This is a genomic window from Polaribacter sp. Hel1_85, assembly GCF_000766795.1.
GTDB lineage: Bacteria > Bacteroidota > Bacteroidia > Flavobacteriales > Flavobacteriaceae > Polaribacter.
Genome location: NZ_JPDS01000002.1, coordinates 163,222 through 186,176 on the forward strand (window position 1 = coordinate 163,222; position 22,955 = coordinate 186,176).

Annotated in this window: 23 protein-coding genes; 15 read left to right on the forward strand and 8 right to left on the reverse strand. The window is 28.4% G+C overall.

Annotation, left to right across the window (positions count from 1 at the left end; genetic code table 11):
* The first annotated feature begins 37 nt into the window (after window positions 1-37).
* Complete coding sequence (locus PHEL85_RS07915; RefSeq protein WP_036823629.1) at window positions 38-796, forward strand: polysaccharide lyase family 7 protein; 759 nt, start codon at window positions 38-40, stop codon at window positions 794-796.
* A gap of 305 nt (window positions 797-1,101) precedes the next feature.
* Window positions 1,102-1,473, forward strand: a complete 372-nt coding sequence (locus PHEL85_RS07920; protein ID WP_036826039.1) for a VOC family protein — start codon at window positions 1,102-1,104, stop codon at window positions 1,471-1,473.
* 104 nt (window positions 1,474-1,577) lie between these two features.
* Here the strand turns inward: PHEL85_RS07920 and recJ are convergent, their stop codons facing one another.
* Window positions 1,578-3,263, reverse strand: a complete 1,686-nt coding sequence (gene recJ / locus PHEL85_RS07925; RefSeq protein WP_036823631.1) for a single-stranded-DNA-specific exonuclease RecJ — start codon at window positions 3,261-3,263, stop codon at window positions 1,578-1,580.
* 54 nt (window positions 3,264-3,317) lie between these two features.
* A complete protein-coding gene (locus PHEL85_RS07930) occupies window positions 3,318-3,743 on the reverse strand; it encodes an OsmC family protein (RefSeq protein ID WP_036823634.1) in 426 nt (141 codons plus the stop codon).
* Between the two features lie 304 nt (window positions 3,744-4,047).
* Here PHEL85_RS07930 and PHEL85_RS07935 point away from each other — a divergent pair, with 304 nt between their 5' ends.
* From PHEL85_RS07935 to PHEL85_RS07945, 5 genes are all read left to right on the forward strand, one after another.
* Window positions 4,048-4,425: a T9SS type B sorting domain-containing protein gene (locus PHEL85_RS07935; protein ID WP_036823637.1), complete on the forward strand. Its 378-nt coding sequence runs from the start codon at window positions 4,048-4,050 to the stop codon at window positions 4,423-4,425.
* Window positions 4,426-4,554: 129 nt separating this feature from the next.
* Window positions 4,555-5,472, forward strand: coding sequence for a TonB-dependent receptor plug domain-containing protein (locus tag PHEL85_RS18105; protein ID WP_235318248.1), 918 nt, complete (start codon window positions 4,555-4,557; stop codon window positions 5,470-5,472).
* Complete coding sequence (locus PHEL85_RS18110) at window positions 5,420-6,139, forward strand: hypothetical protein (RefSeq protein WP_235318249.1); 720 nt, start codon at window positions 5,420-5,422, stop codon at window positions 6,137-6,139. The genes PHEL85_RS18105 and PHEL85_RS18110 overlap by 53 nt, the downstream gene beginning before the upstream one ends.
* On the forward strand, window positions 6,093-7,685 hold the full coding sequence (locus PHEL85_RS18115) for a TonB-dependent receptor domain-containing protein (protein WP_235318250.1): 1,593 nt from the start codon (window positions 6,093-6,095) through the stop codon (window positions 7,683-7,685). Before PHEL85_RS18110 ends, PHEL85_RS18115 begins: the two co-directional genes overlap by 47 nt.
* A gap of 12 nt (window positions 7,686-7,697) precedes the next feature.
* Window positions 7,698-9,176, forward strand: a complete 1,479-nt coding sequence (locus PHEL85_RS07945; RefSeq protein WP_036823640.1) for a SusD/RagB family nutrient-binding outer membrane lipoprotein — start codon at window positions 7,698-7,700, stop codon at window positions 9,174-9,176.
* Window positions 9,177-9,227: 51 nt separating this feature from the next.
* On the opposite strand, the gene PHEL85_RS07950 is transcribed toward PHEL85_RS07945, so the two are convergent.
* Window positions 9,228-10,253 (reverse strand): aminotransferase class I/II-fold pyridoxal phosphate-dependent enzyme, encoded by a 1,026-nt coding sequence (locus tag PHEL85_RS07950; RefSeq protein ID WP_036823643.1) that lies wholly within the window; start codon window positions 10,251-10,253, stop codon window positions 9,228-9,230.
* Window positions 10,254-10,256: 3 nt separating this feature from the next.
* Entirely contained in the window at window positions 10,257-11,267 is a 1,011-nt protein-coding gene (locus tag PHEL85_RS07955) for a dipeptide epimerase (protein ID WP_036823645.1), read from the reverse strand.
* A 68-nt stretch (window positions 11,268-11,335) separates the two neighbouring features.
* Here PHEL85_RS07955 and PHEL85_RS07960 point away from each other — a divergent pair, with 68 nt between their 5' ends.
* Window positions 11,336-11,938, forward strand: coding sequence for a carboxymuconolactone decarboxylase family protein (locus PHEL85_RS07960; RefSeq protein ID WP_036823647.1), 603 nt, complete (start codon window positions 11,336-11,338; stop codon window positions 11,936-11,938).
* Between the two features lie 69 nt (window positions 11,939-12,007).
* Here PHEL85_RS07960 and PHEL85_RS07965 read toward each other — a convergent pair whose 3' ends face one another.
* Window positions 12,008-12,352 carry a HopJ type III effector protein gene (locus tag PHEL85_RS07965; protein ID WP_036823648.1) on the reverse strand — a complete coding sequence of 115 codons (345 nt, stop codon included), beginning with the start codon at window positions 12,350-12,352 and terminating at the stop codon, window positions 12,008-12,010.
* A 116-nt stretch (window positions 12,353-12,468) separates the two neighbouring features.
* Between PHEL85_RS07965 and PHEL85_RS07970 the strand changes: the two genes are divergently transcribed.
* Genes PHEL85_RS07970 through PHEL85_RS07980 form a run of 3 tightly spaced genes read left to right on the forward strand, consistent with a single transcriptional unit; the run spans window position 12,469 to window position 13,925 of the window.
* Window positions 12,469-12,984 (forward strand): RNA polymerase sigma factor, encoded by a 516-nt coding sequence (locus PHEL85_RS07970; protein WP_036823649.1) that lies wholly within the window; start codon window positions 12,469-12,471, stop codon window positions 12,982-12,984.
* On the forward strand, window positions 12,965-13,393 hold the full coding sequence (locus PHEL85_RS07975) for a hypothetical protein (protein WP_036823651.1): 429 nt from the start codon (window positions 12,965-12,967) through the stop codon (window positions 13,391-13,393). Before PHEL85_RS07970 ends, PHEL85_RS07975 begins: the two co-directional genes overlap by 20 nt.
* Before the next feature lie 34 nt (window positions 13,394-13,427).
* The gene (locus PHEL85_RS07980) at window positions 13,428-13,925 is read left to right on the forward strand and encodes a hypothetical protein (RefSeq protein ID WP_156109146.1); all 498 of its coding nucleotides are present in this window, start codon (window positions 13,428-13,430) and stop codon (window positions 13,923-13,925) included.
* Window positions 13,926-14,040: 115 nt separating this feature from the next.
* Here PHEL85_RS07980 and PHEL85_RS07985 read toward each other — a convergent pair whose 3' ends face one another.
* The 3 genes from PHEL85_RS07985 to PHEL85_RS07995 are packed head-to-tail and all read right to left on the reverse strand — an operon-like array spanning window position 14,041 to window position 16,969.
* Complete coding sequence (locus PHEL85_RS07985) at window positions 14,041-15,915, reverse strand: AAA family ATPase (protein WP_036823657.1); 1,875 nt, start codon at window positions 15,913-15,915, stop codon at window positions 14,041-14,043.
* Window positions 15,916-15,933: 18 nt separating this feature from the next.
* Entirely contained in the window at window positions 15,934-16,605 is a 672-nt protein-coding gene (gene rsmI / locus PHEL85_RS07990) for a 16S rRNA (cytidine(1402)-2'-O)-methyltransferase (RefSeq protein ID WP_036823660.1), read from the reverse strand.
* A 4-nt stretch (window positions 16,606-16,609) separates the two neighbouring features.
* Complete coding sequence (locus tag PHEL85_RS07995) at window positions 16,610-16,969, reverse strand: cupin domain-containing protein (protein ID WP_036823663.1); 360 nt, start codon at window positions 16,967-16,969, stop codon at window positions 16,610-16,612.
* Window positions 16,970-17,151: 182 nt separating this feature from the next.
* Between PHEL85_RS07995 and aspS the strand changes: the two genes are divergently transcribed.
* The 4 genes from aspS (at window position 17,152) to PHEL85_RS08015 (ending at window position 22,953) form a co-directional block, all read left to right on the forward strand.
* Complete coding sequence (aspS, locus tag PHEL85_RS08000; RefSeq protein ID WP_036823665.1) at window positions 17,152-18,906, forward strand: aspartate--tRNA ligase; 1,755 nt, start codon at window positions 17,152-17,154, stop codon at window positions 18,904-18,906.
* An 88-nt stretch (window positions 18,907-18,994) separates the two neighbouring features.
* Window positions 18,995-20,455 carry a hypothetical protein gene (locus PHEL85_RS17330; RefSeq protein ID WP_052108503.1) on the forward strand — a complete coding sequence of 487 codons (1,461 nt, stop codon included), beginning with the start codon at window positions 18,995-18,997 and terminating at the stop codon, window positions 20,453-20,455.
* A gap of 9 nt (window positions 20,456-20,464) precedes the next feature.
* Window positions 20,465-21,172: a DUF6503 family protein gene (locus PHEL85_RS08010; protein WP_036823667.1), complete on the forward strand. Its 708-nt coding sequence runs from the start codon at window positions 20,465-20,467 to the stop codon at window positions 21,170-21,172.
* Complete coding sequence (locus PHEL85_RS08015; protein ID WP_036823669.1) at window positions 21,172-22,953, forward strand: chloride channel protein; 1,782 nt, start codon at window positions 21,172-21,174, stop codon at window positions 22,951-22,953. The genes PHEL85_RS08010 and PHEL85_RS08015 overlap by 1 nt, the downstream gene beginning before the upstream one ends.
* The last annotated feature ends 2 nt before the right edge of the window (window positions 22,954-22,955 follow it).

Below are 22,955 nucleotides of genomic sequence, written 5' to 3' on the forward strand. Positions count from 1 at the left end.
GTATCTTTGTTTTAAAGTATTTTAAATAAAAGTAAAAATGTTAAAGACCTATTTTAAATTTATTTTCATCTTTTTCATCATTTTAAGTTGTTCTAGTAATGAAACTGAAAAAGATGTTGTTATTGATGATGATACAGAAACTACAGAAGAACCTGTAACAACCGAAAAAAGTGTTGATTTTGGAAAATTAGTTGTAGAAACAAGTTGGATTTCTGAAGACACAGGAGATAGAGACACTTTTAACGCTAGTGAAGTAGATAATGAAGCATGGATGGATGTTTTAGACAATGACAATGTATTAATGACTTGTTTAGCTGCAGATAGCCATAGAACAGAATTAAAAGAAAATACTGGAATTGAATCTTCTTTAAATACTTTAAAGAAAATGAAATATACTGCTACTTTAACAGACATTCCTTCTAACGGAGTTACAGTAGCTCAAATTCATAACAGAGGTGGTGTAAACAGACCTTGGATTCGTGTTTATATAGATGATGACAAATACATTAAGATTAAAGCAACAGAAACTACACCAGATGAAAGTAAATCTTCTTACAGCACTTATGTAGGTCCTTTATACACTGCAAAAAACGAATTTTCTATAAATATTACAACTCAAAATGGAGTTGCTACTTTTGAAATAATAACCGCAGGAATTACGTATAGCGAAAGTTTAACTCCAAGTTCAGATTGGGACAATTACCAAAACAGCTATTATTTAAAAGCTGGTGTTTATACAGAAGGTGATGATGTAGAGCCAAAACTAGAAATGAGTGCATTTTCTATCGAATACTAGTTAGTACACACAAATTGGATAATTTTTGATGATGTTAGAACAAAACAATTAAAAGCAGAATTCAAAAAAAAACTATAAACCTTTTATTTACAAATAGTTACCTACAACTTTATTGACTTTAGAAAATTAATTTAAAATATTTTATAATTAAACGCAAGTTTTCTTAAAAAGTTACGTCTAAAGACATATGATAAGAAACTTCTTATCATTTCTTTTTCATAGCAATTTTCCCACTTCTAATTTTGGAGTGGGTTTTTTTATTGAAAATTTTATTAACTTTAGAAAATCAACCAGAAACAACAATCATGAAATTAGGTGCATTTTCTAACAGTTTAGCAGTAAAAGACATTCATAAATCAAAAGCATTTTACGAGAAATTAGGTTTTTCTGTTTTTGCAGGAGAAATTGAAAAGAATTACCTCATCATGAAAAATGGTAACGCTTTAATTGGACTTTTTCAAGGAATGTTCGAAAACAACATTATGACTTTTAACCCTGGTTGGGATGAAAATGCCAACAAGTTGGATGACTTTGATGATGTTAGAGAAATACAAAAACACTTAAAAAATGAAGGAGTAAAATTACAAACAGAAGCTGATGAAACTACTTCTGGACCTGCAAGTAGTGCACTTCTAGATCCTGATGGAAATATGATTTTATTGGATCAGCATGTTTAAGATTTTCTACAATAAATTAAATAACTAGAGTGTCATTCCGAACGAAGAATGACACCCTACTTTAAAACCTCTTTTTAGAAATAATTAAAAGTCAGAATATTATTCTATTTCAAATCTTTTAAAACCAATTGCACAGATTTATGCCCATTCCATTCGTTTTCATCTAAAGCATAAACAATATCAAAATCATTTTGTACAAATTCCATTTTATCACCTAAACCAAAACCAATAGCTCCAAAAGTTTTTTTATTATCGCCCTGAAATACATTTAGTTTTAAATGCGTTTTATCTGCACCAACTTTTTTACCATAACCATTATCTCTAACACAAGTAGATTTAAAAACAGGCTTCATATTCATAGGCCCAAAAGGTGCCATTTGCTGAATAATTCTAAAAAACTTAGGCGTAATTTCTGAAAGTTCAATTTCTGTTTCTATAGAAATTTCTGGAGTCAATAATTTTTTATCAATAGTTTTAGCAACTACTTCTTCAAACTTATTTTTAAAATTTTCATAATTTTCTGGCAACAACGTTAAACCTGCAGCATATTTATGTCCTCCAAATTGCTCTATAAATGCTGAACATTCATGCAATGCATTATACACATCAAAACCTTTTACAGAACGTGCAGAAGCGGCTAATTTATCTCCACTTTTGGTGAAAACTAAAGTAGGTCTGTAATATTTTTCTATCAATCTAGAAGCCACAATACCAATAACACCTTTGTGCCAATCTTCATCAAAAACTACGGTCGAAAATCGGTTTTCTTCTTCATTATCAACAATCTGAATCAATGCTTGATCTGTAATTTTCTTATCTAAATCTTTTCTATCTGCATTAAATATTTCTATAGCTGCTGCAAATTCAACAGCTGCATCAAAATCCATTTCTGTTAATAACTCTACAGCATAATTACCATGTTTCATTCTTCCTGCAGCATTAATTCTGGGTGCAATTGTAAAAACAACATCTGTAATTGTTAATTCTGATTTTTTAGATTGATGAATGATGGCTTTAATTCCGTTTCTAGGTTGTTGGTTAATTACTTGTAAACCATAATAAGCCAAAACTCGATTTTCGCCATTCATTGGTACAATATCTGCAGCAATTGCAGTGGCAACCAAATCTAAATAAGGGATAAAATCATTGATAGATTGGTTTCTTTTAGAACCCAAAGCTTGAATTAGCTTAAACCCTACTCCACAACCACAAAGTTCATCAAAAGGATAGTTACAATCTTCTCTTTTTGCGTTTAAAACCGCAACTGATTTCGGAATTTCATCACCAGGTTTGTGATGATCACAAATAATAAAATCGATATTTTTTTCTGTAGCATAAGCAACTTTTTCAATTGCTTTTATACCACAATCTAAGGCTATAATTAAAGAAAAATCATTGTCTTGGGCAAAGTCAATTCCTAAATAAGAAACTCCATAACCTTCTGCATATCTATCTGGAATATACGTTGCTATATTTGGGTAAATGGTTTTTAAATAGGAAGCAACTAAAGAAACTGCTGTAGTTCCATCTACATCATAATCTCCGTAAATAAGAATATTTTCGTTGTTAGCAATAGCCGCTTCAATTCTTTCCACAGCCAAATCCATGTCCTTCATTAAAAAAGGATCATGAATATCATCTAAACTCGGTCTAAAAAACTTTTTTGCAGCATCAAAAGTTTCAATATTTCTTTGACATAATATAGATGCAATACTTTTATCAACTTGAAGTTCTTTTGCTAATTTTTGTACTTTTTCTTTTTCTGGTTTCGGTTTTAACGTCCATCTCATAGCAATTTACTTTTTGAAGTTAAGATACAAAAATGTGAATGATTATCTCGAATTTTATAATTCGTGTAAGAAAATTTCAATTTCAACCTCAGCAAATTGACGAAACATTTCCATTACTCCACAATATTTTGTTACAGATAAATTTACTGCTTTCTGTATTTTTTTTGGTTGTAATTCTGCATCAGAAAAATGATAATCTACTTTTACTTTGTTGTAAAATTTTGGATGTTCATCTGTTAATTCTGCAGTAATTTCAATTTTAAAATCTGCTACTTCTGCATGCATTTTTTTCAATAAAGAAACTACATCAAGTCCAGAACAACCAGCTAAAGAAGATAACATTAACGCTTTTGGTCTGTAACCTTCTCCTTTACCTCCATTTTCTTCACCTGCATCCATAAAAAGATTTAATCCACTAGGATTATCAGATTCAAATTGCATGTTTTCTTTCCAAGTAGTTGTTACAATATTAGTTGCCATATTTGATGTTTTATTTATCGGTTTTTAATTTTGAAACTGTAAATTGTGCTTCATTTACAAAAATAAGAAAACCTCTAGAAGTTAATCGTAAAAATGAACAAATATCAAAAATACATTTATCGTGAGATCTTAGGGTGAATCTATAGAACAGCAAATTGATGTAAAAAACTCTGGTATTGCAACTATTACTATTGATGACGTAATCTTAATTGATGATTCTGATAATAATTCGATTCAAGTAATTAATACTAATTTAGGTATTGGTCAATATGTTTATTCTCTAGATGATGAATTTGGTGTTTATATGGAAGCTAGCTTTTTTGATAAAATAGAACCTGGATTACATACACTCTTTGTAAAAGATAATAATGGCTGTGGTAATACACCTTACGAATTTTCAATTCTGGCATTTCCTAAATTTTTCACTCCAAATGGTGATGGAAAAAATGATGTATGGAAAATTGACGGATTTAACTCTAGTTTATATACAATTTCGGAAGTCTCAATTTATAATAGGTTTGGAGTTTTATTATATCAAATAGATGCTTCTTCTGAAGGTTGGGATGGAAAATATCAAGGAAAAACGTTACCTTCTAATACTTATTGGTTTAGAGTAATTTTGAATGATACAAATGGTAGAATCATTGAAAAAACAGGAAGTATTGGTTTGATTAAAAAATAAATTTACAATTCCTATTTCACCCACTAATTAAATAAAATTAATTTAGAATCAATATATATAATTCAACAAAAACACAGAATCATTGTTTTTTTCGTAATTTTAAATTATAATCAAATAAAAAAATAAATTATGAACAAAAAACTACTCGTAATTACTTTCAGTTTTTTAGTTATAACTTTAAAGTTATTTTCTCAAGAAATGAATATTAGTGGTAAAGTATCTGATGAATCAGGAGAACTTCCTGGTGTAACAGTTCTTTTAAAAGGCACCAATATTGGTACTACTACAGATTTTAATGGAGTTTATTCTATTAAAGCAAATAAAGGAGATGTATTAGTATTTTCTTATCTTGGGTATAAGACTAAGGAAGTTCTAGTTAATTCATTATCCTTAAATATAGTCCTTCTTGAAGATACTGATGTACTGGATGAGGTTGTTGTTACTTCATTTGGTATTAAGAAAAAAGAAAAATCTTTAGGATATGCTGTACAGCAAATAAAAACAGAAGATTTAGAACTTAAAGGTCAAACAAGTGCTATTTCTGCATTACAAGGTCGTTTTGCTGGAGTACAAATTAATCAATCTTCTGGTGCTTCTGGAGGTGGTTTAGATATTTTAATTAGAGGTGTTACTTCTGTAAATCCAAATAGAAATAACCAACCGTTAATTATAGTTGATGGATTGGCATTAAATAATGACACTTTTTCTGGAAATGTTTTACCTAGTGCTGGAACTAACTCACCAAGTAGTTCAGAGCAATTTTCTTTTTCAAATAGAGGTTCTGATATTAACCCTGAAGACATCGAGAGCTTTAGTGTTTTAAAAGGAGCTGCAGCAACAGCTCTATATGGTGTAAGAGCATCAAATGGAGCAATCCTTATTACTACAAAAAAAGGAAAACAAGGAAAAGCTAAGATAGGAATATCAACTTCTACTACCTTTAGAAAAATAACAAAAACCCCAGAATTACAAACTACATATAGGGAGGGGTTTAGTGGATTACCTAGGGGGGTTATATACTCCAGATACAGATACTGGTTTTACTAGACTTGGAGGAACAATGTTTTACTCTTGGGGACCTAAATTTTCAGATAACTCTGCGACTTTAACAAACGGTACTGTTGTCGATTTAACAAATGATAAGTTTTATAGTCCTTATGACTTATTTAGAACAGGAATCAATAAACAAATTAATTTTAATATTAGTGGAGCAAGTGATAAGATAGATTATTTCTTTTCTTTAGGAAATAATTCAGAAGACGGTGTTTTACCAAATACAGATTATGATAGAACAACTGTTAGAATGAAAGGTTCTTATCAAGCTACAGAAAAACTTAAAATTAGTTCATCTGTTTCTTATACAAAAGCAGGAGGAAATAGAGCAAATGGAGGAGATAAATCGGTTTTTAGTTCTTTATCTTATTATTCAGGAACTTTTCCTATAAATGATTATCAAAATGTTGATGGATCACAACGTAACTATTCATTTGGCGTTATAGATAATCCTAGATATTTCTTAGAAAAAAGTCCATTAAAAGATGATGTAAACCGTTGGGTTGGTAATGTTACTTTTAATTGGGTTCCAAAAGATTGGATTAATGTTACATATTCTGCTCAAATAGATAATTATTCTGATAAAAGAAATCGTTTTATGGTTCCAGAGTTAGATGCAGGATCACAAGTTGGGGGGGTTTATTGTAGATCAAAATATTAATTTTACAGGTTTAGAGTCAAATTTATTAGTAACATTAAATAAGGACTTTACAGAAGATATTTCAACAACTTTAACATTAGGTAATCAAATATCAGACTCTAAAAGAGATTATTCATTTATTAGGGGAGAAACTTTAAATGTACCAGGTATTAATGATATAGCTAATACTATAAATACATTTGCTGGAAATAGCATTACTCAATTAAGAAATGTAGGTATGTTTGGGGAACTATTAGTTGCTTATAAAAATAAATTATTTTTAACTGTAACAGGAAGAAATGATTGGGTATCAACCTTACCTAAAAAGAATAGATCTTTTTTCTACCCTTCAGTAAGTTTAGCATATGATATTCGTGATTTGATTGATAAGGATAGTGAAATTTTGTCTTTTGGTAAACTAAGAGCATCTTGGGCAGAAGTTGGTAAAGGTCCATCATTTGGTCAAGTTGGTCATTATTTTGTTGCTGATGGAGATTTCCCTTTCGGAGGAGCAGGAGGCTATAGAGCAAGCACACAATTAGGAGATACAGATATGATTCCTGAAAGTAACCAATCTTATGAGATAGGTGCAGATTTTCGTTTTTTAAATAATAGAATTAGATTAGACTATTCATACTATAAAACAAGAATTGAAAATCAAATATTTACTGTTGGAACTGCTTATTCTACAGGACTGTCAGGTATTGTTAGAAACGCAGGAGATTTTCAAACTTTTGGACATGAACTTTCTCTTTCTGGAGACATTATAAAAAATGAAAAATTTAAATGGGAAACTGTACTTAATTGGTCTACCAACGAAGGAGAAGTTTTATCACTGCCCGAAGATATAGAAAGTTTGGTTTTTGCCGATTCAGGTTTTGCAGGAGTTACATCAGAAATTAGAGATGGAGATAAAATGGGAACATTATACGGTTATAAATGGCTTTACGAAAATGGAGAGCGTTACATTGGTAGTGATGGTTTACCAAGAGTAAATCTTGATGAAAGAGTTAAAGTAGGTAATGCTTTTCCTGATTTTATAGCATCTATTTCAAATAACTTCTCGTTTAATGATTTTAGCTTAAACTTATTATTGGAATGGAAAAAAGGAGGTGATTTGTATGACTCTGGAAGAAGAAACTCTATAAGAAATGGTATTTTAAAAGTAACTGAATTTAGAGATGTAAACACTGTTTTAGATGGAGTAATGGATGATGGAAATGGAGGTTTTATAACAAACACACAAGAAGTTCTTATAGATCAAAATTATTATAGAAGTTCTACTCGCTACAATAGAGCATCAGAAATCTTAGTACAAGATGCTTCTTGGGTAAAATTGAGAACTATTGGGTTGACCTATAATATAAAAAAATCGGTTTTAGATAAGATAAAAATAAGTAATTTATCTATTTCTGCTAATGCAAACAATATTTTATTATGGACACCTTTTGAAGGTTATGACCCTGAAGGAAGCCAGTATAGTGCTGGATCTAACGTATATGGCTTTACTGGTTTAAGTACACCAATAAGTGAAAGTTATTCATTAGGAATTAAATTAGGATTTTAAAAAAAAATAATGATGAAAAAACTTATAGTAAAAACAACAATAATAATAGCATTAATAATAGTTGCTACGGCTTGTAATGACTCTTATTTTGATGTAAATACCCCATCAGCTACAGCTGATGTAGAAGAATTAAGAATTAATGATTTATTAGCGCCAATTATTCATAGCACCATGGAAGGGCAGCGTTCTGCTGAATTAACTTTTGGTAATTATGTCCAGAATTTTGTAGGACAAGGAGGTACCGCTTCAGGAGAAACTACGGCAAGTGGTCTTTGGTCCCAAGTCTATTTATATATTTTACCTAATATAAAAGTAATTAAAGAAAAAGCAGAAGAAAAAGGGGCAATACATTATGCTGCAGTTGCAGATATTTTGACTGCTATTAATTTAGGAATTGCAACAGATACTTGGAATAATATTCCATATTCAGAAGCTAACTCTGGGCAAGACATACTTTTTCCAAAATTTGACACACAAGAACAAGTTTACACTTCTATTTTTACTCTGTTAGACAGTGCAATTGCAAATTTAAAAAGTACAGATAATTCAGGAATATTTTTAGGAAATGAAGATTTAATTTATGATGGTGATTTAGATAAATGGCAAAGAGCTGCTTACACTATTAAAGCACGTTATCAATTACACCTTATAAACAAAGGCCTATTTACAGCAAATGATGTATTAACTACATTAGCTAATGGTTTTACTTCAAATGACGATGATTTTAAAATGTTTTATGATGATAAAAATATAAACCCATGGTATTCACAAGAAGTTTTGGCAAGAAATACTGGGAATTTTCATAATGATATAGCTAGTCAGATGGTAAGCTCTATGAATGGTGATTATTATCCTTTTCAAAGTGGATTATTAACAATAGACCCAAGGTTATCAGTTTATGCACAAAATGACGGCTCTTCAGACTGGAAAGGATATGTTAGTGGAGGTGGAGGTTTATCACCAGATGGAGTAACAGATGGTAATGTAGGGTTTGTTGCAGATGGTTATTATACAAGTATCGATTCACCTTTATTATTAATTAGTTATGCAGAGGCAATGTTTATTAAAGCTGAAGCTGCGTTTTTAGCAAATGGAGGGACATCAATAAGCACCGGAACTAATACAACTGCATATACAGCTTATATAAATGGTATTAGCGCAAGTATGAATATGTATGGTGTAGATGGAGTAAATTATATTGCAGATGGTTCTGTAAATGTTGGTGAAACAGGATTAATGTTAAATCATATTATGAAAGAAAAATATATTCATAATTTTTTAAATCCTGAAACATTTGTAGATTTTAGAAGATATAATTTTTCTGATAATGTCTTTAAAGGTTTAAAAATACGAGAAGAGATAGATACAGCATCTGATTATGCTGGTGAATGGTTTAGAAGAGCAACTTACCCATCTACTGAATTAAATAGAAACAAAGATAATGTAGAAGCAAATCAACAAACTCCTGTAACAAAAGTTTGGTGGGAATAAAATAATATTTTTTAAAAAAAAGGCTTTAAATTAATATATTTAAAGCCTTTTTTATTGAGTTAATTTTTTAATTAAAAAACTTAATTGCTCTTTAGTATGGTTTGCATTTAAAACAACTCTGTTTATTTTTTTATTATTTAAAGTTGGATAATAAAAACTTGTAATTACAATGTTTTTAGAAAGTAAATAATCAGCAACATTTTCGTCATCAACGAAAAAAACTGGATAATTTTTCGAAATTTTCACTTTCTCTAAATGATGTATTTTATCATAAACATATTTACAATTTTCTTGTAATTTATTTAATTGATTTCCATACAAATCTTGAGCATTAATCAATGTTTCTAAAAAAGCAGGATTCATAGGAGCGCTTCCTACAAAAAGAGGTTTTTCTCTTATTAAATTGATGAAATCTTTTTTTCCAGCAATAAAACCTCCATTAACTCCAAGAGCTTTTCCTAAAGAAGAAACTTTTATAATTTCTATATTATTTTTTAGTTGTAAATTGAATGCAACACCATTTCCTTTATCACCTAAAACTCCTAAGCTGTGAGATTCATCTATCAATAAATAAATATTATTTTCTTTTGCAATCTGATGTATAAAATCAAAATTAAAAGGTGTTGTTTCTAATGCTGCAATAGCATCTGCAACAATACAAATTGTTTTATTTTTAGTTTCTAAAAGTTGTTGACAAACTTTATTCTTTTCAAAAACAGGTTGTGCATTGTTTGGTAAAATTGCAGGATGTGTTTTTGGCATATAGAAAAAAGAATCTACTATATTTTCTAGAGCATTTAAAGTTATTAAGCCCGCAAAAGTACCAGAAGAGACTGAAACACAATCTTCTGTATTTAAAAAATTAGATAGATATTTTTCTGCTCTTTCGTAAACATCTAATTTAATATTTGCATTTCTAGAACTTCCATAAGAACTCCCCCATTTTTTTATATTCTCGAAAATTATATCTTGAAAATCAGGTAAACTAGCAACTCCTAAATATGAGGTTCCACTAAAATACAAATGCTCTTTTCCATTTATTTGTATTGTAGTATTTGGAACTTTATTTATCTGCATATTTTATTGCAATGATACTCCTGTTCCGTTTTTTTCTGAATAAGAAATAACTCCATCGTTAATGATAACTCCAAAAGCAATATCATTTTTTAGCAACAAACCTCCGTCCATATCAACATAATCTAATAATGGTAATAAATGGGCAATTGCAGAAATACCTACAGAAGATTCTGTCATACAACCTACCATTGTTTTCATGCCTAAAGATTTTGCTTTTTCTAACATTCTTTTTCCTGGAGTTACGCCTCCACATTTTGTTAGTTTTACATTAACTCCATGAAACAAACCAGCACATTTTTCTACATCACTTTCTACAATACAACTTTCATCTGCAATTATTGGTAATGCAGAATTTTCGAACAGTTTTTTAGCTCCTTCAATGTCATTTGCTTTTAAAGGTTGTTCTAAAAACTCTACACCTAATTCTTTTAATTTAAATGAATTTTCTATAGCTTCATCTGCTGTCCATCCGCAATTTGCATCAATTCTAAAAATAGCATTTGTATGTTTTCTAAGTTCAGTTACTATTTCTATATCATTTTTAGTTCCTAATTTAATCTTATAAATTGGCCAAGGAAGTTCTTTCATTTTAGCAACCATTTTCTCAACAGTATCAATTCCAATGGTATAATCTGTCATCGGGTTTTTATCAACCTTTAAATCCCAAACTTCATATAATTTCTTTCCTTTTTTACGAGCATTTAAATCATTAAAAGCCATATCTAATGCACATAATGCAAACATATTGTCTTTAAAAATAGGCTGTAATTTTTTCCAAAAAACGGTTGGTTCTTCTTCTGATAAAGCTGCTATTTCAGATTTATTATCTAAAATAAGTTGCATCATTTTATCTACTGTAATGTTATAATATGGATTAGAAGTCGCTTCACCAAAACCTGAAATTCCATCAGAAATTAATTCTACAATTAATGAAGGTTGAAAATCGTGAGATTCTCTAGAAATAGTAAAAGTATGTTTTAACTCAAGATTGAAAGAATGTAGTTTAATTTCCATTATTTGGATTATATTTATCGTAAAGTTATAAAAAAATAAAACTCATTATAAATATAAAATCATAAAATATGGCATTAGTAACACCTCTAGAAGCAGAACATGATTTAGAGACTAAAAAATTAGCAGAATTTTTTAATGAAACTTTAGGTTTTTGTCCTAATTCTGTTTTAACAATGCAACGTAGACCTGCAATTTCTAAAGCTTTTATCAATTTAAATAAAGCTGTAATGGCAAATGAAGGTAAAGTAACCTCAGCTTTAAAAAGAATGATTGCTTGGGTTTCTAGTAATGCAACTGGTTGTAGATATTGTCAGGCGCATGCAATTAGAGCTGCAGAACGTTATGGAGCAGAACAAGAACAATTAGATAATATTTGGGAATACAAAACGCATCCTGCTTTTTCTGATGCAGAAAGAGCTGCTTTAGATTTTTCTTTGGCTGCTTCTATGGTGCCAAATGCTGTAAATGCAGAAATTAAAGAAGAACTTTATAAATATTGGGGTGAAGGAGAAATTGTAGAAATGTTAGGTGTAATTTCTCTCTTTGGATACTTAAATCGTTGGAATGATTCTATGGGAACAACTTTAGAAGAAGATGCTATTGATAGCGGAAATCAGTATTTAGGAAAACATGGTTTTGAAGTTGGTAAACACGATGGATCTAAGTATTAAAAAATTGTAAAAACATAAAAACCTCATTTTTTTAAATGAGGTTTTTTTATTAAAATATATTCTTTTATACTAACTCTTTAATTCTAGAGCTTCACCTTTAAAAGACAAACCTTCGAAACCAGAATTCATAAAATTTCTTATATTCTGATGAGAAGTTCCATTAACGTCTTCTAACACATTTTTATAATGTTCTCCAAAACAAGATAAAGCTTCTTCTTTTGTTAATTGTTGATGTACAGCAAAAGCAAATAGTTTACACGAACCAGAATTTTCTCCTACTTCATTTTTTATTTCTCCGTTTGTAAAAGCAGTTGGCGTAAAATTGTAATTATCCTCAATAACTTGCATAGTTTCTGCAAAGTTAATTTCTGTTGGATTCGCTTTTAGTTTGTTTTTGAATTCTTGGATTGACATGATTTAATTTTATAAATTTCAAAAATACTATTTAGAAGACACAAATTATTTGAATTTTAAATTAAATATTAAATTTTCTGTTATAAATCTATCAACTTTTACGTTATTAAAATAGAATGACCAAACAAGACTTTAAACTTAATGTATTTTCATTATCTGAAAGGCTATTTCCAATGGTAGCTCGTTTATTAGGAAATAATGCCAATGCAGAAGATGCAATTCAAGAAATAATGATAAAATTATGGAATAAACGTAGTCAGTTAGAGCAACATCCAAATATTAATGGCCTTGTAATTTTAACGGCTCGTAATTATTGTTTAGATATTTTAAGAAAAAAAACAAGAGTTTTAGAAGACTCTACAAATGAATTACGAGTTTTAAAAAACACAAAACAAAATTCTGATTTAGAATGGAAAGAATTAAATAACATCATTTTAAAGATTCTAAAAAATATACCAGAACAACAAAAAGAAGTTTTTTTGATGAGAGATGTTGATGGTTATGAATTTTCTGAAATAGCTGCAGCTATGGAAATTAAAATAGAACATGTTAGAGTTTTACTCTCTAGAGCAAGAAAACAAATTGGTATTGCTTTAGAAAAAAATTACGATTATGAACGAGGAACATATTAATAACATCATTAAAAAATACAAAGCAGGTAAAAGTTCTTTACAAGAAGAAGCGTTTTTATTTGAAAATGTTGGTGAATCAGAAACTGAAATAAAATCGATTGCTGCTTTTGTTAAACAACAAAAAAAAATTGCTCCCAAAAATCTTAATAAAGATTTATGGACTTCTTTTGAAAAAAGAACAAATAAAAACAAAAAATTAAAAACATTTTTTATTTCTGCAGCAGCTTCTATCGTTTTAATTAGCGCGCTTTTAATTAATAATTTTAATAAAAATCAACTTAGTAATAACGAAAAAGAAGCTTTACTAAAAGAAGCTAAAAGCATGTTTTTAGAGTTTGATAAATCGAAACCAGCATACAGTGTTTTGGTAGAAAACGATTTATTAATTGTCTATACCAAAATAGAATAAACTAGAATTAAAAATAAACCTTAAATAAAAAAAAATGAACAAAATACTATTAATTGCTTTTACAATGTTGTTTTCAACAACAATTATTAACGCTCAAAAAGTTAAAAAAGAGACAAATGAAAAAATCCATATCGAATTAAAAGATGGAGCAAAACCACTTATTTATGTAGATGGTGAAATATTTAATTTCCCTATGGAATTAATAGATCAAAGTAAAATAGCATCTGTTAATGTTTTAAAAGGAGAACAAGCCATAAAAAAATACAATGCACCAAATGGAGTTATTTTGATTAAAACAAAAGATTTGGATATTACATCAAATTCCAAAATAAAAATTAAAGCAAAGAATAAAGTTTTTGATGATAAAAAAGCACCATTAATTATTGTTGATGGTAAAGTTACAGACAGAAAAATGCTTGATAAAATAAGTCCTGATAAAATTGATAAAATGGAAGTTTTAAAAGGAGATAAAGCAATAAAAAAATACGATGCTCCTAATGGTGTGATTATAATTACTACTAAAAAAATGTAATAAACTAAGGTTACAAAAATCAAAATCCCAATAACTAGTTTTTCTATTTATTGGGATTTTTATTTCTATTTATTTTGATTTTAGTTTATTGTTGAATTGTTCGATTGTCATTTTTTTATTTTCTAATGAAATTATATAAGTTTTCTATTATAGTTTTAAGTTCTTTATTATCTTCTATTAAATCTGAATATGTATATTCAGAATCTACAACAAAAGATGCTAACTTAATTTTATAGTCATTTTTTAAAGTACCAGATTCTGCTTTAAAAGCTCTACAATCTTTTTGAGGTATTTTTTTATTCTTAAAAAAAGTTTCGTAAAACTTACCTAATCCAATATTTTTATATTCTTTTCTATCAAACCTTCCTTTTTTTGCTTTTAGAATATTACTTTCTGATTTTAATAATTCAGACATAAAATCTTGAACTACTTTTTTTGGTAAAAGATTTTCTATTTCAGTTACGACAGTATTTTGATAAGTAAAATTATCATTATCATCTGATAATTTGTTTAAAGCAATTCTTCTTGAATCTTTTTTTGTGCCTTTTTTTACATTATCATTATCTGCTAAAAGAAAAGTTTTACTTGATAAAGCAAATGTGTTAATCTTCTCTCTTACTTCTTCTTCATCAAATTCTTCTTTTTCATCAAAAAGATAATGCTCTATTAAGTTTCCTCCATATTCAAAAAAAGCAAAATCGATATCTTCTTTTAATGGTTGTAAGCCTTTATGATTACAATACAATTTTAAAAATTTAGAAATATATTTTCTATCTGTTGGACCTTCTATCCAAAGAGAAGTATTTGCTAAAAAAACAGAAGAAGTATTGACTCCTAAAATATCTAAAACTTCCTTATCTGGTTTTATATTATTTTTTATAAAAAAAGTATTGTCTTCTTGTTTTTCAAATTGAAATATAGAGATATTATCACTTTGAATTGATGTGTCAAGAAAATGATTTGAATGGGTTGTAAAGAAATATATTAATTTCTTTGAATTTAAATATTCATCATTTAATAATGTTTCAATAAATACACGTTGTAAACCAGGGTGTAAATTCATTTCTGGTTCTTCAATAAAAATCCAATCATTTTTATCCGCTGTGTAAATTGGAAAAAGTAAAATTATTAGTGATTGTATTCCATCACCCAAATTATGAACAGGGTATTCTTCTCCATCTATTGAAAAGAGCAATTCATTATTACTTGGATTTGCAGTAATTTCGATAGTCTTATTATTAAAAAAATTATTAGAAAGAAAATTTTCAAACTTTTTTATTTTACCACGATTTTTTATACCAGAAGTTTTTAAATCATGAACATTTTTATGAATTTCTAATCCTGTATAAACAGCTTTATCTATTTGATAATTTTTCTTAATTGTCTCTTTTATTTTACCGTTTCTTAAAAACTCACTTTCATGTAAGCTTCTTAAAATTGGTATATATTTTTTTTCTAGTGGAATAATATCTCTAATATAAATAGATTCATTAAGTATCTCTATTAACTCATTAGTAATCTCTTTAAACATGCTCTTGTAATCATTCCCAACATAAATATCGTTTTTTAATTTTAAGATATCATCTTCTATAGATTTTATTAAGTTTTCTTGAAAAACATTACCTGCTAATGTTTCATTATATATATTATTAGGTGTTTTTTGATCCAATCTAAAAAGATAATTTTGTAAAGTATTGTTAGTCGAACCATAAACTTTTTCCCTCTTACTTTTTGAAAATTCTATTTTTTGATTTATCGAAAACATTTTTTTTGAAAATTCTATTCCTTTTATACTATTAGATTTAATTATCGACCTTAAAAACCTACTTTTACCACTATTATTTGAACCAATGAAAAGGTTTATTTTTTTAAAATCTCCTAAACAATAATATTCTTTTCCTTCAAATAATGGAAAGTCCCACTTATAACTGAATTTACCTTCAGTTACTATTTCCTTAATTGAATCTTTTTTTGAAAATGTAAAATACATAGCAATATTTTATTTTAATTATTTCTTCCCTTCTACAATCACAACAATTTCTCCTTTTGGTGGTTTTGCAGTATAATGCGCTAAAACTTCTGTAGCAGTTCCTCTAATTGTTTCTTCAAACATTTTTGTTAATTCTCTAGAAACAGAAACTTGTCTTTCTGCACCAAAATATTCTATAAAATGCCCTAATGTTTTTTCTAATTTATGGGGAGATTCGTAAAAAATCATGGTTCTTTTTTCTTCAGCAAGCAATTTTAAACGTGTTTGTCTTCCTTTTTTAACGGGTAAAAAACCTTCAAAAACAAACTTATCATTTGGCAAACCAGAGTTTACTAATGCTGGTACAAATGCAGTTGCACCAGGTAAACACTCCACATCAATATTGTTTTCTACACAAGCTCTTGTCAACAAAAAACCAGGATCTGAAATTGCAGGAGTTCCTGCATCAGAAATTAAAGCACAAGTTTCTCCATTTTGTATTCTTTGCACAATTCCTTTTACAGACTTATGTTCGTTATGCATGTGATGACTGTGCATTTGTGTAGAAATTTCGAAATGTTTTAAGAGTTTTCCACTTGTACGTGTATCTTCTGCTAAAATAAAATCGACTTCTTTTAAAACACGAATTGCTCTAAAAGTCATGTCTTCTAAATTACCAATTGGTGTAGGTACTAAATATAATTTACTCATAATTTTAAATACTTTCGTAAGTTTCTACTGTAATATCTGCAATGATATCTCCAGTATGTTTTATACTTAAAGGTTCAAATAATAAAACATGCACTTCTTCTTTTGCTATTGGTTTATGTTCTATTCCTTTTGGCACAACATAAAATTCGCCTTTGTTTAAAGTAATTGTTTTATCTCGTAATTCAATATCTAAAGTACCTTTTATCACCATAAAAAGTTCATCTTCGTTATCGTGTTTGTGAAAAACGAACTCTCCTTTTAGTTTTGCTAATAAAATTTGTTGTCCGTTTAATTCGCCAATCTTTTTTGGAGACCATAAATCTGAAAACAACTTCAATTTTTCTTGAATATTAATTACGCTCATAAATACAAATTTACAAAGAATTGGACGGATTCTGCGTTACCGATTGAAGCAATTGTTTGAGCTCTTTTTTGATAAAAAAAAGCGAGTGCGAAAAGCGGGGCATTTCTGAGAAGAAATGAACGCCCAAAAAACCCATATTAAATAGAAAATGTTTAATTTTGCACCTAATTAAAAGAAAAGAAATGTATAGAAGTCATTCTTGTGGCGAGTTAAGAGCATCGCATATAAATACAGAAGTAACCTTAGCTGGTTGGGTACAAAAAAGCCGTGATAAAGGTTTTATGGTTTGGTTAGATTTACGAGACAGATATGGAATTACTCAGTTAATTTTTGACGAAGAACGTACACCAAAAGAAATGATGGAAAAAGCAAAATCTCTTGGTAGAGAATTTGTGATACAAGTTACTGGTACTGTAATTGACAGAGAATCTAAGAATTCTAAAATGTCTACTGGAGCTATTGAAGTATTGGTTTCTAAATTAGAAATTTTAAACGCATCTGTTACGCCTCCTTTTACTATTGAAGATGAAACTGATGGTGGAGAAGATATTAGAATGAAATACAGATATCTTGATATTAGAAGAAATCCTGTAAAAGACAGTTTAATTTTTCGTCATAAAGTAGCAATGGAAGTTCGTAAATACTTGTCTGATCAAGAATTTATTGAAGTTGAAACTCCATATTTAATAAAATCTACACCAGAAGGCGCAAGAGATTTTGTTGTACCTAGTAGAATGAATGAAGGTCAGTTTTACGCGTTACCTCAATCTCCACAAACATTTAAGCAGCTATTAATGGTTGGTGGAATGGATAAATATTTTCAGATTGTAAAATGTTTTAGAGATGAAGATTTACGTGCAGACAGACAACCAGAGTTTACACAAATTGACTGTGAAATGGCGTTTGTGGAACAAGAAGATATTTTAAATATTTTTGAAGGATTAACACGTCATTTACTAAAAGAAGTAAATAATGTTGAAGTGGAGAAATTCCCAAGAATGTTATATGATGATGCAATGCGTTTGTATGGAAATGACAAACCAGACATCAGATTCGGAATGGAATTTGGCGAGTTAAATGCGGTTACTCAACACAAAGATTTTGGAGTTTTTAACTCTGCAGAATTGGTAATTGGTATTGCTGTTCCTGGTGGAAATGCATACACAAGAAAAGAAATAGACAATATTATAAAGTGGGTTAAAAGACCACAAGTTGGTGCTTTAGGAATGATTTATGCTCGTGTAAACGAAGATGGATCTTTTAAATCTTCTGTAGATAAATTCTATGATCAAGAAGATTTAGCAAAATGGGCTGAAGTAACAGGTGCAAAACCTGGAGATTTAGTGTGCGTTTTATCTGGTGAAACCAATAAAGTTAGAACGCAAATGTCTGCTTTAAGAATGGAATTAGCAGAACGTTTAGGATTAAGAGATCCTAAAGTATTTGCACCTCTTTGGGTAATAGATTTCCCTTTATTAGAGTTAGATGAAGAAACTGGTCATTATCATGCAATGCACCATCCATTTACATCACCAAAACCTGGTCAATTAGAATTATTAGATACAAACCCTGGAGATGTTAAAGCAAATGCGTATGATTTAGTTTTAAACGGAAACGAAATTGGTGGAGGATCAATTCGTATTCACGATAAACAAATACAAGCAACCATGTTAAAGCATTTAGGCTTTTCTGAAGAAGATGCCAAAGCTCAATTTGGTTTCTTAATGGATGCTTTTGAATATGGAGCGCCACCTCATGGAGGTTTGGCTTTTGGTTTGGACAGATTGGTTGCTATTTTAGGCGGACAAGAAACAATCCGTGATTTTATTGCTTTTCCTAAAAATAATTCTGGACGAGATGTTATGATAGACGCTCCTGCATTTATAGATGATGAGCAATTAAAAGAATTGAGCTTGAAATTAGATATTCAAGCATAAATCTTCAGGCTGAACTTGTTTCAGCTTCTTATAAAATATATAAATCCCGTTCTAAATTTTGAATGGGATTTTTTGTTACTTTTAAGTTATGAAAAAAGAAATAAAAAACTTTATTAATGATTGGAACTCTAACAGCCCTAAATTAGAACCTGGAACTTTTTTTAGAGGAAAATCGCCAAATGATTTGATGAATTTTTGCCTTGAAATTCATAAAGAAATAATTGTAAAAGAGTTATTATTTGAAATAAAAAAAGGTATTGATAAAGATCTATTAATATTAAAACCAGAAATATTTAAAAAAGCTTTAGAATATAATTACCATATTAAAAATATTTCAATTCCAAAGGAAAATAGAAAATATTTATATGAAGGTGAAGAAAGAAATTATAATGATTTAAAATTTATTAGAACAATAGATTTTAAAGATAATAAAATAATAATACCTAAAATAGAACAAGGTATTTTAAATGAAAAAATAGTAGAATATTACTGTAATCAAAAAGAACAGTATGGAAAATCAGCCTATGATTTTATTTTTTATCAATCTTGGCTCAATAATTTTGATGATAATTTAATTAAAATTTGGTGTAATCTAATTAGTAACTCTCAAGATTCTACTGATGATTTTATTAATAAATTACCTTCTTTTTTTAATAAATTCTTAAATCTAAAACAAGATTCAGAAAAAATTGAATTTTGGGTAAAAGAGTATTTAAAGGATAAGAATTTTAGGTTTTTTGATACGTTTTGTAATATTCAAATAGAAAATAACAATGAAGTTTTTATAAGTTTTTTCAAAAAATTCTATTACTTGAAATTAACAAATGAATTTATTTCTATTTCAAAAAAATCGGTCAATAAACAAACTTATTTAAAAAGACAGATAAAAAAATATAAAAGTATTATTGAAACAAAACCAACTTATAATTTTAGTAATTTAGGAGATCTAAAAGATACAATATATAATACTTATAATAAATTGGTTTCTGGAGATAGAAAATACTTTAATACTTTCATTAAAACTGATAGAGCTGGAGAAGTCGAGGCTATTCTTGAATTCATAAAATATTTAGAATCTTTGTCAAAAAACAATACAAAGAAAATAATAATAAAAGAAAAAGTAGAAAACAATATTGAATTATTACCAATTGAAATTTTTGACAATACTAAACACTATTTAAAAAAAAATGCAATTCAGGTAAATACTTGTTATAAATATAAAGCTTTTGATGCTTGTTTAATATTATTAAGAAAAATTACTGAAACTTTAATCATTGAACTTTTTGAAAAAGAGCAAATAGAAGATAAAATAAGAGATAATGAAGATAATTATTTCATGCTGAAAAAACTTATAGTCATATTTCAAAATGAACAACCATTAAAAAAATATAGATCAAGAGTAACAAACAGAACTTTACCTAAATTAAAAGAATATGGTGATTTAAGTGCTCATATGAGAAGGTTCAATGCAACTGAAGCAGATATTGATAGGATGAGAGACGATTTTAGAGCTTTTTTTCAAGAACTAACTTATTCAATTTATCATTAGATTTACATTATGAAAAACCTAACAACACTTCTAATCCTTTTCACATCAACAATCTCTTTCTCACAAGAAGTCACAGGTGATCAATTATTAGAAAAATCAATTCAATTTCATGATCCAAATAATAATTGGTCAACTTTTGAAGGAGAGCTTTTTGTAACCATGGAAATTCCTGAAAAGTCTGCAAGAAAAAGTAAAATCAATATTAATTTACCCAAAGAATACTTTTCTGTAAAAGCAAGTAGAGATACAATTATAACAGAATATACAATTCATAAAGGAGTTTGTAGTATTGCTATAAATGGAAATACAAATCCATCCGAAGAAATTAAAAAGAAACACAATTTAAGTTGTGAACTTGCAAATTTGTATAAAAATTATTACACATTCTTGTATGGTTTACCTATGAAATTGAAAGATGAAGGAACAATTATTCATCCAAAAGTTGAAAAAAAGAAATTTAAAGGAAAAGATTATTTAGTTTTAGAAGTTACTTATAATAAAGAAGTTGGTAAAGATACTTGGTACTTTTATTTTAATCCTAAAACCTATGCGATGGAAGTGTATCAGTTTTTTAAAGAAGCAAAAGATAGTGGAGAATATATTTTATTATCAGGTTTAGAAACGATTAATGATATAAAAATGCCAAAAAATAGAGCTTGGTATTATAATAAAGACAATGGTTATTTAGGAACTGATATCTTATATACAAAACAATAATGCCATCTAGGAAAAAAATATTTAGAAAAATATTAATTTGGAGATATAAACATATTTCTGAACGTCAATTTGTATATATACTAAGTGTTTTAGTTGGTTTTTTAGCAGGATTAGGAACCGTTTTCTTAAAAAACTTTACACACTATATTCAATTACTTTTATCTGTAGACTTTTTAGAAGACTCTAAAAGTTCTTACTATTTTATTTTTCCGATAATTGGTTTGCTTATTGTGGTGATCATAAAAAAAACATGGTTAAAAAAACATATTGGTCATGGAATTTCCACAACTCTTTATGCAATTTCTAAGAAAAAAGGAATTATACCAAAATACAACATGTATGCTTCTTTGCTAACTGCACCAATAACTGTTGGTTTTGGTGGTTCTGTTGGATTACAAGGTCCAGCTGTTAGTGCAGGTACAGCTTTAGCATCTTATACTTCTAGGTTGTTTCATATGAGTACAAAAACAAGAATGCTTTTAATTGGTTGTGCAACTGCAGGCGCTATGTCTTCTATGTTTAAAGCACCAATTGCAGGTATTGTTTTTGCTTTAGAAGTTTTTAGTTTAGATATTGCATTTGTTTCATTAATTCCTTTATTATTAGCGTCTGTTTCTGCTATTGTAACTTCTTATCTTTTTTTAGGTTCTGATGTTCTATTAGGTTTTGAATTAAATGATAAATTCGAAATAAGTGAAATCGGTTTTTACGCTATTTTTGCAGTTTTTACGGGAATTGTTTCTGTGTATTTTTCTGTTGTGTATTTTGCGATAAGGAAGTTTTTTTATCAATTTGAAAAACGTTTTGTTCGATTTATTTTTGGAAGTATCATAATTGCTTTTATTCTTTATTTAATGCCTTCTTTATATGGTGAGGGTTATGGATTAATTAATAATTTATTAAAAGGAAATCATATTGCCGCTATTGGAAATACTCCTTTTTCTTTTGACCATGAAAATATTTGGATTGTAATTACTCTATTATTATTAATTACCTTTTTTAAAGCCATTGCTATGAGTACTACTTTTGCTGCTGGTGGAGTTGGAGGAATCTTTATTCCTACGCTAGTGATGGGAAGTGCATTAGGAAATGCATTTGGTAAAATAATTAATAATATGGGTTTAGGTTTCCATGTATCTGAAGCTAATTTTACCTTAATAGGAATGACCGGATTAATGGCAGGTGTTTTACATGCGCCACTTACAGCTATCTTTTTAATTGCAGAAATTACAGGAGGTTATGATTTATTTGTACCCTTAATGTTAGTAGCAGCAATCTCTTTCTCTATTACAAAACACTTTGTTTCTAACTCTATTTACACTTATAAATTGGCACAAAGAGGAGAACTCATTACACATAATAAAGATAAAAATGTAATGATGATGATGCAAATTGATAGTTTGATTGAAACTAATTTTAAAGCTGTAAATCCAGAAATGTTATTGGGTGAAATGCTAAAAAAAGCAGTAGCAAAATCTAAAAGAAATATTTTTCCTGTTCTTAACGAAAAAAAACAATTTTTAGGAATTGTACTGTTAGATGATATTAGACCTGTAATGTTTGATACAGAAATGTACAAAAGTGTTACCATTAATTCTTTTATGAAAGCAGCACCAGAAATTATTCACGAAACAGATTCAGTAGAAAAAGTAATGAAAAAATTTAAAGTAAGTGGTGCTTGGAATTTACCTGTTGTAAAAGATGGTATTTATAAAGGTTTTATCTCTAAATCTAAATTATTAACTGCTTATAGAAATAAATTAGTAGAAGTTACTTCTTAACC